The 15,211-nt window shown below is 72.4% G+C and carries 14 protein-coding genes; 9 read left to right on the top strand and 5 right to left on the bottom strand.

Annotation, left to right across the window (positions count from 1 at the left end; all coding sequences use genetic code 11):
• Positions 1-58 precede the first annotated feature (58 nt).
• The gene (locus tag O7605_RS26980) at positions 59-1,462 is read right to left on the bottom strand and encodes a KamA family radical SAM protein (RefSeq protein ID WP_269741769.1); all 1,404 of its coding nucleotides are present in this window, start codon (positions 1,460-1,462) and stop codon (positions 59-61) included.
• A 153-nt stretch (positions 1,463-1,615) separates the two neighbouring features.
• Between O7605_RS26980 and O7605_RS26975 the strand changes: the two genes are divergently transcribed.
• Genes O7605_RS26975 through O7605_RS26950 form a run of 6 tightly spaced genes read left to right on the top strand, consistent with a single transcriptional unit; the run spans position 1,616 to position 8,281 of the window.
• Entirely contained in the window at positions 1,616-2,665 is a 1,050-nt protein-coding gene (locus O7605_RS26975; RefSeq protein WP_269742761.1) for a zinc-binding alcohol dehydrogenase, read from the top strand.
• Positions 2,666-2,669: 4 nt separating this feature from the next.
• Entirely contained in the window at positions 2,670-4,238 is a 1,569-nt protein-coding gene (locus O7605_RS26970; RefSeq protein ID WP_269741768.1) for an amidohydrolase, read from the top strand.
• Entirely contained in the window at positions 4,235-5,812 is a 1,578-nt protein-coding gene (locus O7605_RS26965) for a lysine 5,6-aminomutase subunit alpha TIM-barrel domain-containing protein (protein WP_269741767.1), read from the top strand. The genes O7605_RS26970 and O7605_RS26965 overlap by 4 nt, the downstream gene beginning before the upstream one ends.
• Positions 5,809-6,564, top strand: coding sequence for an OAM dimerization domain-containing protein (locus O7605_RS26960; RefSeq protein WP_269741766.1), 756 nt, complete (start codon positions 5,809-5,811; stop codon positions 6,562-6,564). Before O7605_RS26965 ends, O7605_RS26960 begins: the two co-directional genes overlap by 4 nt.
• A complete protein-coding gene (locus O7605_RS26955) occupies positions 6,561-6,953 on the top strand; it encodes a hotdog domain-containing protein (RefSeq protein ID WP_269741765.1) in 393 nt (130 codons plus the stop codon). The genes O7605_RS26960 and O7605_RS26955 overlap by 4 nt, the downstream gene beginning before the upstream one ends.
• Positions 6,950-8,281, top strand: coding sequence for a glutamate mutase L (locus O7605_RS26950; RefSeq protein ID WP_269741764.1), 1,332 nt, complete (start codon positions 6,950-6,952; stop codon positions 8,279-8,281). The genes O7605_RS26955 and O7605_RS26950 overlap by 4 nt, the downstream gene beginning before the upstream one ends.
• Before the next feature lie 322 nt (positions 8,282-8,603).
• Here the strand turns inward: O7605_RS26950 and O7605_RS26945 are convergent, their stop codons facing one another.
• The gene (locus tag O7605_RS26945) at positions 8,604-9,287 is read right to left on the bottom strand and encodes a helix-turn-helix domain-containing protein (protein WP_269741763.1); all 684 of its coding nucleotides are present in this window, start codon (positions 9,285-9,287) and stop codon (positions 8,604-8,606) included.
• Positions 9,288-9,502: 215 nt separating this feature from the next.
• On the opposite strand from O7605_RS26945, the gene lnt reads away from it, so the two are divergent.
• The 3 genes from lnt to O7605_RS26930 all read left to right on the top strand — a co-directional run bounded on the left by lnt (position 9,503) and on the right by O7605_RS26930 (position 12,609).
• Complete coding sequence (lnt, locus tag O7605_RS26940; protein WP_269742760.1) at positions 9,503-11,089, top strand: apolipoprotein N-acyltransferase; 1,587 nt, start codon at positions 9,503-9,505, stop codon at positions 11,087-11,089.
• Positions 11,090-11,099: 10 nt separating this feature from the next.
• A complete protein-coding gene (locus O7605_RS26935) occupies positions 11,100-11,909 on the top strand; it encodes a polyprenol monophosphomannose synthase (protein ID WP_269741762.1) in 810 nt (269 codons plus the stop codon).
• Between the two features lie 148 nt (positions 11,910-12,057).
• Positions 12,058-12,609, top strand: coding sequence for an FxsA family protein (locus tag O7605_RS26930; RefSeq protein ID WP_269741761.1), 552 nt, complete (start codon positions 12,058-12,060; stop codon positions 12,607-12,609).
• A gap of 55 nt (positions 12,610-12,664) precedes the next feature.
• Here O7605_RS26930 and O7605_RS26925 read toward each other — a convergent pair whose 3' ends face one another.
• The 3 genes from O7605_RS26925 to O7605_RS26915 form a co-directional block, all read right to left on the bottom strand.
• Positions 12,665-13,006 (bottom strand): RNA polymerase-binding protein RbpA, encoded by a 342-nt coding sequence (locus tag O7605_RS26925; RefSeq protein WP_046564157.1) that lies wholly within the window; start codon positions 13,004-13,006, stop codon positions 12,665-12,667.
• Between the two features lie 280 nt (positions 13,007-13,286).
• Entirely contained in the window at positions 13,287-13,880 is a 594-nt protein-coding gene (locus tag O7605_RS26920) for a pyridoxamine 5'-phosphate oxidase family protein (protein ID WP_269741760.1), read from the bottom strand.
• 123 nt (positions 13,881-14,003) lie between these two features.
• Positions 14,004-15,203 carry a hypothetical protein gene (locus O7605_RS26915; RefSeq protein ID WP_269741759.1) on the bottom strand — a complete coding sequence of 400 codons (1,200 nt, stop codon included), beginning with the start codon at positions 15,201-15,203 and terminating at the stop codon, positions 14,004-14,006.
• Between the last annotated feature and the right edge of the window lie 8 nt (positions 15,204-15,211).

Below are 15,211 nucleotides of genomic sequence, written 5' to 3'. Positions count from 1 at the left end.
CCGGCGGCCCGCTTCGCGGTGTGGCCCAGGTCGGCGAAGAGGCGCCGACCGGTCGGGCTCAGTCGTCGCGGTGGACGCGCCACCACTGCTGACCGGCCTCGGGGAGGGTGTCGATCGGGTCGTAGTAGGCGTAGCGCTTGCTGAGCGCCGCCAGGTCGGCGGATTCGATGGAGGTGCGGTAGTTCTTCGTCCAGTAGGAGATGCCGCGCTCGCGGTCGTACTCGGTGACCATGTGTACCCAGCGCTTACCGACGAAGGGCACGTCGCAGACGATCCGTGGGGTGGCGTAGCCGGGCAGGTAGCCCATGATGTCGTGCTGGAGCTGCTGGGCGTGCCAGACCGGGACCCGCCAGTGCTCGGCGTTGGGGATCATGTCGCACATGTAGAAGTAGTACGGCAGGATGCCCGCCTCGCCCTGCAGAGCGAAGCAGAGGTCGAGCAGGTCGGTGCTGGTCGCGTTGACGCCGCGCATCAGGACGCCCTGGTTGCGTACGTCGCGCACGCCGATGTCGAGGGCGGTCTGGGCGGCCCTGGCGACCAGCGGGGTGAGCGACTGGGCGTGGTTGACGTGGGTGTGGATGGCGAGGTTGACCCCGCGGCGGGCGGCGGTGCGGGCGACTCGTTCCAGGCCCTCGACGACGTCGGGTTGCAGCCAGTGCTGGGGCAGGCCCATCAGGGCCTTGGTGGCGAGCCGGATGTCCCGGATGGTTTCGATCTCCAGCAGCCGCATCAGGTATGACTCGAGGTTGCGCCAGGGCACGTTGGCCACGTCGCCGCCGGAGACGACGACGTCCCGGACGCCGGGGTGGGCCTTGAGATAGCTGATGTGGGCGTCGTATCGGTCGACGGGCTTGAGGCTGAGCTTGAGTTTGTCCACCGTGGGGGTGGAGTTGCCGACCAGGTCCATGCGGGTGCAGTGCCCGCAGTACTGCGGGCAGGTGGAGAGCAGTTCGGCGAGGACCTTCGTGGGGTAGCGGTGGGTGAGGCCTTCGGCGACCCACATGTCGTGTTCGTGCAGTGAGTCGCGGGTGGCGTAGGGGTGGGACGGCCAGTCGGTGCGGCGGTCGGAGGCGACCGGGATCATGTAGCGCCGGATGGGGTCGGCCAGCAACGTCTCGGTGGTGGGTGGGCCGTACGGCGCCATTGTGTTGATCATCTGTGGGGTCACCAGCATGGACATGGTGGCCAGGGCGCGTTGGTCGGCTTCGAGGTCGGCGTAGAAGGTGTCGTCGACGGTGTCACCGAGCACGGTGCGCAGTTGCTTGATGTTCTTGACGCAGTTGACGCGTTGCCACCGGGCGCTCTCCCACTGGTCGCGGGTGACCTCGCGCCAGCCGGGGAATCGGGTCCAGTCGGGTTCGACGAGGGGGCTGCGGCGGTATTCGTAGGGCTGGCCGGTGCGGGTGGTGGGGGCCGGCGGGGGTGCCGGGATGGTCTGCACCGGCGGTCGGGTCTGGGTCACGGCCCCTCCTCTGGTCTGCCTGGGTGATCAGCGACCCGAAGGCTACTGGAAAAATTTCGGTAGAGAAATTATTCTGCCGTAAGTTTTCCCGCCGTGCGAGTCCAAGGCGAGGCTTCAGGCGGCCGGACAGGGGAGGTGGGTGTGACGTCACCGGTGGGTCTGCACCGTGTCTTGGAGCCTGCGGGCGTGTTGCCACAGGCCGCCTGGCGGCTCGACACGCGTCCGGAGATCGCGCCGAACGAGGTGCGGATCCGGGTGGAGCGGCTGAATCTGGACGCGGCGAGTTTCCGGCAGTTGTCCGTCAAGCACGACGGGGACGGCGCCGCGATCCGGGCCGAGGTGCTCGACATCATCTCCGCCCGGGGAAAGATGCAGAACCCGGTGACCGGGTCGGGCGGCATGTTGATCGGCACGGTCGAGGAGGCCGGTCGGCGTTCACCGTTGGGGCTCAAGGCGGGCGAGCGGGTGGCCACACTCGTGTCGTTGACGTTGACCCCGCTGGTGGCCACCGACGGGCTGGCCGGCTGGGACGGGCGCAGTGAGCAGGTGCCGTGTGCGGGGTGGGCGATCCTGTTCGCCCGATCGGTCGCCGCGGTGCTGCCGGAGGACCTGGACCCGCAGCTGTCCCTGGCGGTGCTGGACGTCTGCGGTGCGCCGGCGTTGACGTCGCGGGTGGTGTCCCGGCACGTGGCGGAGCGGGCGGCCGAGGGGGATCCCCGGCCGGTGACGGTGGCGGTGGTCGGCGGCGCGGGCAAGAGCGGTTCGTTGTCGCTGGCGGCGGCGCGGCGGGCCGGTGCGGGCCGGACGGTCGGGGTGGTGCCGGTGGCCGCGGAGCGTGACGCGCTGGTGGCGGCGGGCCTGGCCGATGCGGTGGTGGTGGCCGATGCCCGTGATCCGGTGGCGTTGTCGACGGCGGTGACCTCGGCGCTCGGGGTGCCGGCGGACGTGACGGTGCTGTGCGTGGATGTGCCGGGTTGTGAGCACGGCGCGGTGTTGGCGACGGCGGACGGCGGCACGGTGATCTTCTTCTCGATGGCGACGAGTTTCGCGGCGGCGGCGTTGGGTGCGGAGGGTCTGGCTGCGGACGTGACGATGCTCGTCGGCAACGGGTACGTGCCGGGGCACGCGGAGTTGGCGTTGGGGTTGTTGCGGGGCGAGCCGGGGGTACGTGGGCTGTTCGAGGCGCGGCTGGCGGCAGACTGAGGCCATGACGAACATCCCCTCGACGTTGTACCGCGCCGGTGTGCTGCACTGCCCGGCGGATCCGTCCGCTACGGCGTTGCTGGTCCGTGACGGGCGGATCGTGTGGCTGGGTTCGGATGCCGACGCGCCGCCGGCCGATCGGGTGGTGGAGCTGGACGGTGCGTTGGTGACGCCGGCTTTCGTGGACGCGCACGTGCATGTCAGCGACACCGGGTTGGTGTTGTCCGGGCTGGATCTGTCCGGGGTGCGTTCGGCTGGTGAGCTGTTGGACGCGGTGTCCGCGTACGCGGCGGGGCTGCCGGTGGACGCGGTGGTGCTGGGGCACGGGTGGGACGAGTCGACGTGGCCGGTGGCGCAGCCGCCGTCGGCTGGGCAGCTGGGGCGGGCGGCGGACGGTCGGCGGGTGTATCTGTCGCAGGCGTCGATCCATTCGGCTTTGGTGTCGGAGGCGTTGCTGGCGGCGTGTCCGGAGGCGGTGGCCGCGCCGGGGTACGACGGGTCGGGTTGGCTGCGTCGGGACGCGCATCATGTGGTGCGGGCGGTGGCGCGGGCGTCGGTGACGCGGGCGCAGCGGGTGTCGGCGCAGCGGGTGGCGTTGGGGCACGCGGCGTCGGTGGGGATCGCGGCGGTGCACGAGTGCGGTGGGCCGGAGATTTCCGACGAGGAGGATTTCTCCGGCCTGTTGGCGATCTCCGGTGCGGGGGTGCCGGAGGTGTACGGGTACTGGGGTGAGTTGGGTGGTGCGGCGCGGGCGCGGGAGCTGGGGGCGGTCGGTGCCGGTGGTGATCTGTTCGCCGATGGCGCGTTGGGTTCGCGGACGGCGCATCTGTCGCAGCCGTACGCCGACGGTGACGGGTGTGGTCACGGTTATCTGAGCGCGGACCAGGTTCGTGATCATTTGTTGGACTGTGCGGCGCACGGGATGCAGGGCGGGTTCCATGCGATCGGTGACGCGGCCGTGTCGACGGTGCTTGAGGGTTTCGCGGGGGCGGCGCGGCGCGTGGGCACGGATCGGTTGCGGGCGGCGCGGCATCGGGTGGAGCACGCGGAGATCGTGGATCGGCGGTTGATCGCCGGGTTCGTGGAGTACGGGGTGGTGGCGTCGATGCAGCCGGCGTTCGACCGGTTGTGGGGTGGCGCGGGGCGGATGTACGAGACGCGGTTGGGGTTGGCGCGGTCGTTGGCGTCGAATCCGATGGGTGCGATGCATGGTGTCGGGGTGGCGTTGGCGTTCGGGTCGGATTCGCCGGTGACGCCGTTGGATCCGTGGGGGTCGGTGCGGGCGGCGGTGGCGCATCACAATCCGGTTCAGCGGATGAGTGTGCGGGCGGCGTTCGCGGCGCATACCCGGGGTGGTTGGCGGGCGGTGCATCTGGACAGCGAGGGGGTGCTGGCGTTGGGTGCGCCGGCGACGTTCGCGGTGTGGTCCACGCCGGCCGGGGTGGAGCGGGGGTTGCCGGTGTTGCAGGCCGCTGATCCGGAGGCGCGTGGTGCGGATGATCCGACGCCGTTGCCGGTGTGCCGGCGCACGGTGCTGCGCGGTGAGGTGATCTATGAGGAAGGGTCCGCGTGACGGGGAAGCTTGACCTGGATCCGGTGCTGGTGGCGCGGGCGCGGGAGTTGGCGCGGCGGGCCGGTCGACCGGTGGTGGAGTTGGCGCGTGGTCACACCACGGTGTCGGTGGAGCGGGCGGTGTTGCGGCTGGCCGGGGTGGCCGGTGCGGATCCGGACGGCATTCCGTGGGTGAACCGGCTGGTGGACGCGGTGGTGGCGGATGTGGGTCTGGGTCACGGGGTGGCGTTGCCGGTGTTCGACGCTTTGGCGCGCGAGCAGATCAGTGACGTGACGCTGCTGGCGCAGAAGGCTGCCGCCGGTTCGGTGCGGTTCGCCGTTCCCGCTGGGCGGGCGGCTACCGCGGCTCGGCGGGCGGCTCGGCGGGCGGTTGGTGCGGGGATTCGGCGCATCGATCGGCGTCGCGTGGAGCGGGACCGTCTGGTGCGGCGGTTCGGTGATCCGCCGCGGCGGCCGTGGATCTATCTGATCGTGGCGACCGGGGACATCTACGAGGACATTCCGCAGGCGCAGGCGGCGGCGCGGGCGGGTGCGGATGTGATCGCGGTGATCCGGTCGACGGGGCAGTCGCTGCTGGACTACGTGCCGGAGGGCGCTACCCGGGAGGGGTTCGCGGGCACGTATGCGACGCAGGAGAACTTCCGGTTGATGCGGGCGGCGTTGGACGTGTCGTCGAAGGAGTTGGGGCGGTATGTGCGGCTGACGAACTACGCGTCGGGGTTGTGCATGCCGGAGATGGCGACCCTCGCTGGCCTGGAGCGGTTGGACATGATGCTCAACGACTCGATGTACGGGATCTTGTTCCGGGACATCAATCCGGTGCGTACGTTCGTCGACCAGCGGTTCTCGCGGCAGGTGCACGCGCGGGCGGGGATCATCATCAACACCGGTGAGGACAACTATCTGACCACTGCGGACGCGGTGGACGAGGCGCACACGGTGACGGTGTCGCAGTTGCTCAACGAGTACTTCGCGCACGAGGCGGGGTTGGCGGACTGGCAGTTGGGGCTGGGGCACGCTTTCGAGATCAACCCTGAGGTGCCGGAGTCGTTCCGCCTGGAGTTGGCGCACGCGTTGCTGGCGCGGGAGTTGTTCCCGGATGCGCCGTTGAAGTGGATGCCGCCGACGAAGCACATGACCGGGGACGTGTTCCGGGGGAATCTGCTGGACGGGTTCTTCAATCTGGTGGGCACGATGACCGGGCAGGGGATCCTGCTGGTGGGGATGATGACGGAGGCGGTGGTGACGCCGTGGTTGTCGGATCGGGACATCGCCCTGCAGAACGTGCGGTACGTGCTGGGCGCGGCGGGCGGGTTGCACGAGGATTTCGTGCCGGCTGCGGGTGGGTTCATTCAGCAGCGGGCGAATCGGGTGCTGGCCGAGGCGGTGGAGTTGTTGGAGCGCATCGGTGAGCAGTCGTTGTTGACGGCGATCGCCGAGGGCACGTTCGGGATCATGAAGCGGCCGGCGGATCGGGGTAAGGGTCTGGACGGTGTGGCGCGGCACGAGGTGGGTTACTTCAACCCGGCCACGGAGATCCTGGAGCAGCCGCGAGCCGAGGAGGCCCGGCCGTGACGGGCGGCAGTGTGGTGCGGCCGTACGGGGACACCACCGGTGACGGCATGGTGCAGGTGTCGTTCACGTTGCCGGTGCCGCACGACAAGCGGGCCGAGGGTGCGGCGGTGCAGTTGGCGAACAGGATGGGCATCGATCCGGCGTTGCTGGTGCACGCGAAGCCGATCGGTGACGGGTTCACGTTCTTCGTGGTGTACGGGCGGGTGAACCATCTGGTGGACCTGTCGGCGGTGCGGGTGGTGGAGCGGGACTTTCCGTTGCTGAGCGCCAAGGAGGTCAATGCGGTTGTCAAGCGGCGGTTGCGGCGGAAGTTGTCGGTGGTGGGTGCGTGTATCGGCACGGACGCGCACACGGTGGGCATCGACGCGATCCTGAATGTGAAGGGGATCGCGGGGGAGAAGGGTCTGGAGTACTACCGGGAGTTGTCGGTGACGAACCTGGGTGCGCAGGTGAGTGTGCCGGAGTTGGTGGAGGCGGCGCGGGTGGCGCGGGCGGACGCGGTGCTGGTGTCGCAGGTGGTGACGCAGCGGGATGCGCATCTGCACAACACGCGGGAGATGTCGGCGGCGTTCCGGGAGGCGTTGCCGGCGGCCCGGCGACCGTTGTTGATCGTGGGTGGGCCGCGGTTCGACGAGTCGCAGGCCGCCGAGCTGGGGGTGGATCGGATCTTCGGTCGGGGTACGACGCCGGGTGAGGTGGCGTCCTATCTGGTCCATGCGTTGATCACGGGTAGGAGGGCGAGGGTGGCATGACTGACCGTCGGTTGGGTGTGACGGTGACGCATCGGCGGTATGTGCCGTACGCGCACGCGCACTATGCGGGTGATCTCGTCGACGGGGCGTACGCGTTGGGGCTGTTCGGGGATGTGGCCACCGAGGTGTGTATCCGTACCGACGGTGACGAGGGGTTGTTCGCGTCGTACTCGGATGTGCAGTTCAAGGCGCCGGTGCGGGCCGGTGACGTGGTGGAGGTGGTGGCGACGGTGACTCGGGTGGGTGCCCGTAGTCGCACCATCGACTTCGAGGCCCGGGTGGTGTGCCGGGGGCGGCCGGATCGGGGTGGGTCGGCGGCGGAGGTGTTGGCTGAGCCGTTGGTGGCGGTGACGGCGACCGGCACGGTGGTCGTGCCCGCTGCGGTGTGAACGTCGCGGTCTGCGCCGACGTCGGTTCGACGTACACGAAGGTGGCGGTGGTCGACCTCGACGGTGGTGGGCTGGTGTCGGCGGCGGCGGCGCCGACCACGGTGGGGTCGGATGTGCTGCACGGCCTGGACGCGGCGGTGGGTGCGGCGACGGCCGGGCTCATTTCGGGTGAGGTGCCGTGGTTGGTGTGCTCGTCGGCGGGTGGTGGGTTGCGGCTGGCGGTGATCGGCTACGAGCCGCTGGTGACCGCGCAGGCGGGTCGGCGGGTCGGCCTGTCGGCGGGTGCGGACGTGGTGCACGTGGCGGCGGGGCGGTTGGGTCGGGCGGAGTTGGCGGCGTTGCGGGCGGCCCGCCCGGATGTGGTGCTGCTGGTCGGTGGCACCGACGGCGGGGACGCGGAGACGCTCGCGCACAATGCGACGCGGTTGGCGCGGGCCCGGTGGCGGGTGCCGGTGGTGCTCGCCGGCAACGGTGATGTCCGCGATGACCTGCGGGTGCTGTTGGCCGGGGCGGGGGTGCCGGTGACGGTGGCCGACAATGTGCTGCCCCGCATCGGGGTGTTGGCGCCGGTGTCGGCGCGTGCGGCGATCCGGCAGGTGTTTCTGCGGCACGTGATCGGTGGTAAGGGGTTGTCGCGGGGTGGCCGGTTCACCCGGCTGGTGCGGGCGGCGACGCCGGACGCGGTGTTGTCGGGGGTGGAGGTGCTCGCCGACGTGGCCGGCGGTGACCTGGTGGTCGTCGACGTGGGTGGTGCGACCACGGACGTGTACTCGGTGCTCACTCCGGACGAGCGGGCCGGTGGGCCGGGCCGGGAGGTGGCCGGTGCGTTGTGGCGGGCCCGGACGGTCGAGGGGGATCTGGGTGTGCGGTGGAGCGCGCCGGGGGTGGTGCGGGCGGCCGTGGAGGAACGGCTGGTCGCGGTGGGGGAGGCTGACGGGTTGGCGGCCGAGGCCGCGGTGCGGGCCGCCGATCCCGGGTTCCTGCCGGCGGATGCCGCCGGTCGGGTGGTCGACGCGCGGATCGCGGCGTTGGCGGCGACGGTGGCGTTGCGTCGCCACGCCCGTGGGGTGGGCACCGGTGAGCGGGCCGGTCGGGATCTGCGGGACGTGCGGCTGCTGGTCGGCTCGGGTGGGGTGCTGCGGCACGCCTCGGACAACGACGCGGCCGGGGTGTTGGACGCGGTGTTGACCGATCATGCCGGTGGGTGGGCGTTGCCGAGGGCGGCCCGGCCGGTGGTGGACACCGACTATGTGCTGGCCGCGGCCGGGATGCTGGCCGAGGAGCATGAGGTGGCGGCCCGGGGGTTGCTGCGCTCGTTGCTCGGTTGACCGGGGTGGATGGTCGCGGTGGCCGGGGGTGGCGGCGAGGTGGTGGCGCCCCGACACGCCGGATCGGGGCGACGACTCGTCGGGGGCGGGTTGACAAGGTCGGGGGTGGGCCACGTACCGTCTTTGAGTCCTACCACGGGAAGCGGCTGTTGTTCGCTTCGTCCCTTCGTCCGCTGGCCGAGCGACACGGTGCATGTTCAGTCGCGGCGGCCAGGTCCAGCGGGCGGGGGTCGGCGGGGCGGCGCGAACCGGCCGCGGTTACCGGTGTACGGGCAGGATGGGGTGCACGGCCAGTAGACAACGGCCAGGCGGGGACAGCCAGTCACCGTCGGGTCGGTCCGAAGGTCGGCGTGCCGCATTCCGCCGCACCGGCCGGGAGGGGCCTGGGAGCATCGGGGCGCGGCGTATGCCGCGCCCCGACTTCGTCGTGGCCGCTGGGGCGGGCACGTACGTGCAGGTGTTCGCCCTGCGGGCCGTACAGGTTGAGCACTTCGGTGGGTTCGGGGCCGGGGTTGGTGACGCAGTGCGGCACCCGGGTGTCGAACTCGGCGACCTCGCCGGGGCTGAGGAGCAGGTCGTGGTCGCCGAGGCGCAGGCGTAGCTGGCCGGAGAGCACGTACAGCCATTCGTAGCCCTCGTGGGACTGTGGTTGCGCGTCGGTGGGGGTGTGTGGCGGCAGGATCTGTTTGAACGCCTGCGGGCCGCCGGTGCGGCGGGTCAGCGGCAGGAATGTCATGCCGTTTCGGACGATGGGGCGGGGGCGGACCCGGGGGTCGCCGACGGCGGGGGTGCCGACCAGTTCGTCCAGGGGCACCTGGTGGGCGCGGGCCAGGGGTAGCAGCAGTTCCAGGGTGGGGCGGCGCTGCCCGGATTCGAGCCGGGACAGGGTGCTCACCGAGATGCCGGTGGTGTCGGCGAGTTCGTTCAGGGTGGTGCCGCGTTGTTTGCGGAGGGCTCGCAGTCGGGGTCCGACCGCTGCCAGCACCGCCGCCTCCTCGTTTGCCACATCGGCAACATTACTTGTCGATTGTCGCGGCTGTCCGCGGGCTGTGCGGCAGGCCGGCCGCCGCTGACGGTCGCCTGCCACCGACCGGCCATCCGGGCAGGCGGGCGGGCGGGTGGTGCCGGCGGGCGGGTAGCCTTCGGCGCGTGATCGCGTCCGACCCGCCCGTGACGACCGTGGACCGCGCCGCCGGGCCCGAACCGCCGCCGCCCGGTCCGGTGCCGGCGGGCCTGGTGCGCCTGCCGGTGGCCGTCGCCATGGCGGTGGTCGCCGGCCTGGCGTTGCTGCTGGCCTTTCCGCCGTACGGGTGGTGGCCGCTGGCGCCGGTCGGGGTGGCGCTGCTGGCCGCCGCGACCCACCGGCGGCGGCTGCGGGCCGGCGCCGGTCTGGGTTTCCTGACCGGTCTGACCCTGTTCGCGCCGCTGCTGGCCTGGACGAACCTGCACACCGGCTACCTGCCGTGGGTGCTGCTGTCGCTGTTGCAGGCCGGCTACCTGGCGGTGCTGGGGCTGGCCACGGCGTGGGTGTCGCCGCTGGTCGACCGGTTTGCGGTGATGTGGCCGGTGGTGACCGGCGTGCTGTGGGTGGGGCAGGAGGCGCTGCGCGACCGGACACCGTTCGGCGGGTTCCCGTGGGGCCGGTTGGCGTTCGGCCAGGACGAGTCGCCGCTGCTGCGGCTGGCCGCGCTCGGCGGTGCGCCGCTGGTGACGTTCGCGGTGGCGCTGGCCGGTGGATCGCTGGTCGCCGGGGCGTGGTGGACGGTCCGGGCGCGCCGTGGCGGCGGCGGTGCCCGGCGGTGGGTGCCGGCGGCCGGGTGCGCCGCGGCGGTGCTGCTGCTGCTCGCCGGTGGGCTGGCGGTGCCGGTGTCCAGCACCCGTGACGCGGCGGGCGTGACGGTGGCGATCGTGCAGGGCAACGTGCCGCGACTCGGGTTGGACTTCAACGCCCAGCGGCAGGCCGTGCTCGACAACCACGTCGAGGCCACCATCGCGCTGGCCGGTGAGGTCGCCGCCGGCACCCGGCCCCGACCGGACCTGGTGGTGTGGCCGGAGAACTCCAGCGACATCGACCCGCTGCGCAACCCCTCGGCGGGGGCGCGGATCTCCGCTGCCGCGGACGCCGTCGGGGTGCCGATCCTGGTCGGTGCCGTGCTGCGCGGGCCGGAGCGGGGGCAGGTGCGCAACGCCGGGGTGCTGTGGCGTCCGGGCAGCGGCGCCGACCTGGAGCAGCTGTACGTCAAGCGTCATCCGGTGCCGTTCGCCGAGTACGTGCCGCTGCGCCGGATCGCCCGGATGGTCAGCGACCAGGTCGACCGGGTGCGGGCCGACTTCGTGGCCGGTACCGAGCCGGGAGTGATCGACAGCGGGCCGGCGGTGCTCGGGGACGTGATCTGCTTCGAGGTCGCCTACGACGGGCTGGTCCGCGACACCGTCGTCGGTGGGGCGCAGCTGCTGGTGGTGCAGACGAACAACGCCACCTTCGACGAGGCCGAGGCGCGTCAGCAGCTGGCCATGGTGCGGCTGCGGGCGGTCGAGCACGGGCGTGCGGCGTTGATGGCCTCCACGGTCGGGGTGTCCGGGTTCGTCACCCCGGATGGGCGGGTAAGCGACGCCACCGGGTTCAACACCCGCGCGGTCGTGGTGCGGCAGCTGCGGCTGACCGAGGGACGCACGCTGGCCACCCGGGTCGGGGTGCTGCCGGAGGTGGTGCTGGCGGGGCTGGCCGTGGCCGCGGTGGTCGGCGCGGCGGTGCTGCGGCGTCGGCGGGACGGCCGGCCCGTACCGGGGGCCGCCCACCCGGGGTGAGGGGGCAACGGTGGTACGCGGAACCGACATCCGTCCGGTGACGACCGGGGTGCCCGGTGTGGGTCGGGTGCTGGTGGTGATTCCCACCTACAACGAAGCCGACAACGTCACGGCGATCGTGCGGCGGGTCCGGCGGGCCGCGCCGCAGGTGGAGATTCTCGTCGCCGACGACAACAGCCCCGACGGCACGGGTGCGATCGCCGAGGGCATCGCCCGCGCCGACGCGCGGGTGCACGTGCTGCACCGGGAGGGGAAGCAGGGACTCGGTGCGGCGTATCTGGCGGGGTTCGCGTGGGCGCGGCGGCGTGGCTTCGACGCGGTGGTCGAGATGGACGCCGACGGCTCGCACGCCCCGGAGGACCTGCCGGCGTTGCTGGCCGCGGCCCGGGACGCCGACGTGGTGATCGGATCGCGGTGGACCCGGGGTGCCCGGGTGGTGAACTGGCCGCTGCGGCGGCTGCTGCTGTCGCGGTGCGGCAACCTGTACGCACGGCTGGCGTTGGGGATGCCGGTCGCCGACGCCACCGGCGGCTACCGGGTCTACCGGGCCGGGGTGCTGGACGCCCTGGACCTGGACTCGGTGTGTTCGCAGGGGTACTCGTTCCAGGTGGAGTTGTCGCGGCTGGCGCATAGGGCGGGAGCGCGGATCGTGGAGGTGCCGATCACCTTCGCCGAGCGGGAGCGTGGTGCCAGCAAGATGAGCCCGCTGATCGTCGTCGAGGCGCTGTGGCGCATCACCGGCTGGGCGGTGCGCGACCGGCGTACGGCGGTGCGGCGTGGCATGCGGGCGGCCACGGCCGGGCAGGCGCGGTGGCCCTGAGAGCGACCCGGCCGGGTCGGCGGCGACGCTGCCGGTGCGGCTCCGCGAGCCTGCGCTGAGCGGCGGCGTGTCATGCTGGACGGACGGGACGGCTGCGCCCGCCGGGCGGGGCCGAGATGACGAGGCGCCGTGAGGCGGTTGGGGTGAGATGCGCCGAACACTGAGGTTCGTACCGTTGGCTCTGCTGGTGTCCGCGGCCGTGGAGATCGCCGTGTTCGTGGTGGTGGGTCGGGCGCTCGGGTTCGGTGCGGCGACGCTGCTGGTGTTCGCGGCCTCGCTGCTGGGCCTGGTCTTGCTGCGCCGGGAGGGTGTGCGGGCGTGGCGGGGTTTCCGGGAGGCCGCGCAGTCGGGTCGGCCGCCGGGTCGGCAGGTGACCGACGGGCTGGTGGGGCTGCTCGGTGCGCTGCTGCTGGCGACCCCGGGTCTGGTCAGCGGCCTGGTGGGGGTGCTGCTGCTGGTGCCGCCGGTGCGCCGGTTGGCCCGGGGTGGGGTGCAGCGGGCCGCGGAGCGCCGGGTGTCGTCGATGACCGCCGGTGACCTGTTCGGCCCTCGCCGGGTGCGGGTGTACCGGGGTGGGCCGCAGCAGCCGGGGCAGGCTCCGCCGCCGCAGGCACCGACGACGTCGCCGCGGACGTCTGCCACGGGGACGCGTCCGGCGGAGGGCGAGGCCATCGAGGGTGAGATCGTCGAACCACGCTGACGCACAAACGAAACGGTGCCCCCGGGATTCCCGGGGGCACCGTTGACGTATCGGGTCAGGCGCGACCGCGACGGGTACGAACCTCCTGCAGCCGTTCGGCCAGGATGTCCTCCAGCTCGGCGATCGAACGTCGCTCCAGCAGCATGTCCCAGTGGGTACGCGGCGGCTTGGCCTTCTTCTGCTCCGGCTCGCTGCCGTCGACCAGCCGGGCCACGCTGCCGTCGAACTTGCACTCCCAGGTGGTCGGCACCTCGGCGTCGACGGCGAACGGCACCTCGAACTGGTGACCCTTGGCGCACAGGTACTCGCGGGTCTGCCGCGGCGCGAGCTCCGTGTTGCGGTCGGATTCGTAGCTGACCGCGCCCAGCCGGCTTCCGCGCAGCATACGCTCGCCCATGATCGACTTCCCCTCTTCGGTGGTGCAGGTCCTAACGGTGTAACGGTCCGTCTCCGCCGGGTCATTCCCGATCCCGGGTCTCGACAACCCGTACACCCGGGTGCGCAGTCCAGGGTAGCCGGCCATCACGTACGCCCGGCGGGGGTCGTCCCGGCCGGGTCGTCTCGGCGGACCGTCACCGCCAGCGGGAATGGTAACCGGCCGAGGTCTCGGTGCGGCGACGCGGCGGGTCGACGCGCCGGGCGGGGGCTGCTGCGGTGTCGTGGTGCACCCGGTGCGGTCAGCCGGTCCGCGGCGTCGGCGGCAGCGGCAACGGCAGGCCCGGCAGGCCGTCGATGCTGGTGGCGATGTCGTCCTTGCCGGCGAAGTAGGCGTCCAGTGAGGTGTCGTCCTCCCGGGCGAACCGGCGGGCGTGCAGGTCCCGGTCACTGTCGTAGGTCATGAACGGCACCGCGTAGCCGCAGGTGTCGCGGATCAGCCGGGCGCGCACCACGATGACCGCCCGCAGGCCGTGCGCAGTGGTGTCGATGTCCGGGAAGTGCGTCAGCAGGTCCGGGAAGCGGGGGTCGTCGCGGAACACCGGTTCACCCTGGCCGTGTATCCGCACGATGTTCGGCGGGCCGGCGAAGGCGCACCACATCAGCGTGATCCTGCCGTTCTCCCGCAGGTGGGCGATGGTCTCGGCGTTGCTGCCGGCGAAGTCCAGATAGGCCACCGTCTGCTCGTCGAGGACGGCGAGGCAGCCGCGCAGGCCCTTCGGGGAGAGGTTGACGGTGCCGTCGCCGGCCAGCGGCGCGGTCGCGGTGAAGAACATCGGCTGTGCCTCGATGAACTCCCGCAGCCGCCCTTCGATGCGCTCATGCGTCTTACCCATGCCGCCATCCTCCCCCACCCACGCCCCGCCGATCATGCAGTTATGGCGGTCGATTTGTCCGACCTGGGCGCTTTCTGGGGTGCCGCAACTGCGTGATCGGCGCGGGACGGGGGAGGGCGGAGGTCAGCGGGTGGGGCGGGTGAGGGCGGTGGCCAGGTCGGCGACCTTGGCGGCGAGTTGGGCCACCCGCTCGCGGGCGTCGTCGCGGTCGGCCTCGGTGGCGCGAAGGCGTACCGTGAGCTCACTCACCCGGCTCTCGGCGGTGCCGAGGGCCGCCCGCAGGCCGGTCAGCTCCGCACCCAACTGCTCGACGCGGGCGGCCAGCGCGGCCTGCTCCTTGCCGGCCTGCCGGGCCTGCGTCTGCGCGTGCTCCCGGTCGGCGTCGGCCTGCGCCCGGGCCTGCTCCGCCCGCTCGGCCTCGGCCCGGGCCCGCTCAGTCTCCGTCTGGGCCTGCGCAGCCTCCGCCCGAGCCTGCGCAGCCTCGGCCCGCGCCTGCTCGGTCTCCGTCCGGGCCTGCTCGGTCTCCGTCCGGGCCTGCTCGGCCTGCGCGTGGGCTCGCTCGGCCGCGGCCCGCGTCTGGTCCATCTCGGCCCGCAGCCGGTCGACCTCGGCGAGGGCCGCCGCGGCGGTGTCGGCGGCCCGCTGCGCGTCGGTACGGGCGGCGTCGCGTTCCGCGGTCAGGTCGCCACCGCGACGGCGTTCGGCGGCCAGGTCGGACCGTGCCGAGCTGACCTGGGCGCGGGCGGCGTCCCGGTCCGCCTCGGCCTGGATCCGCAACGCCTGCGCGGCGGCGGCCTCCCGCCGCGCCTCGTCCCGGGCGGTCTGCGCATCCTGCGCCCGGTTCACCGCTGCTTCGGCCTGCTCGGCCGCGCGGGTGGCCTCGTCGCGGGCGCTGTCGCGCTCGACGGTCGCCGCCTGGGCCTGCCGACGCTGCCGCTCGGCCTGGGCGGTGGCGTCCTCGGCGGCCCGCAGCGCCTCGTCGCGTTCGGTCTGCGCCGCCGCGATCTCCCCGGCGGTCTCCGCACGCAGCTGTGACAGCTGCCGCTGCACCCCGGCGGGAGACAACTCGGCGTGCAGCGCCTCGGTCAGGGTGGCCACGATCTGGTCGAGCCGGTCCACCGCCTCCCAGGTCCGGGCCACCTGCCCGGGCAGGCCCGGGGCGTTGCGGTGCCGCATCCGGCTGTTACGGGAGGCCCGCTGGCAGGCACCGTCGTTGTCCCGGCAGTACCGGAACGGGCGGCCGGCGCCGGCCCGCTGCGGCACGTCGCGCCCACAGTGGGCGCAGGGGCGGGTCTCGGCGGCTGAAGTCGACTCAACGTCCATCGAGCGGG

It is taken from the genome of Verrucosispora sp. WMMA2121 (genome assembly GCF_027460185.1).
GTDB classification, from domain to species: Bacteria; Actinomycetota; Actinomycetes; order Mycobacteriales; family Micromonosporaceae; genus Micromonospora; species Micromonospora palythoicola.
This window is presented reverse-complemented; position numbering and strand designations above follow the sequence as displayed.

What these genes read in the sequence shown, in the direction of transcription:
- O7605_RS26970 (WP_269741768.1), top strand. Translation starts at nt 2,670, where the DNA reads ATGACGAACATCCCCTCGACGTTGTACCGCGCCGGTGTGCTGCACTGC.
- O7605_RS26955 (WP_269741765.1), top strand. Translation starts at nt 6,561, where the DNA reads ATGACTGACCGTCGGTTGGGTGTGACGGTGACGCATCGGCGGTATGTG.
- O7605_RS26930 (WP_269741761.1), top strand. Translation starts at nt 12,058, where the DNA reads ATGCGCCGAACACTGAGGTTCGTACCGTTGGCTCTGCTGGTGTCCGCG.
- O7605_RS26925 (WP_046564157.1), bottom strand. Translation starts at nt 13,006, where the DNA reads ATGGGCGAGCGTATGCTGCGCGGAAGCCGGCTGGGCGCGGTCAGCTAC.
- O7605_RS26920 (WP_269741760.1), bottom strand. Translation starts at nt 13,880, where the DNA reads ATGGGTAAGACGCATGAGCGCATCGAAGGGCGGCTGCGGGAGTTCATC.
- O7605_RS26915 (WP_269741759.1), bottom strand. Translation starts at nt 15,203, where the DNA reads ATGGACGTTGAGTCGACTTCAGCCGCCGAGACCCGCCCCTGCGCCCAC.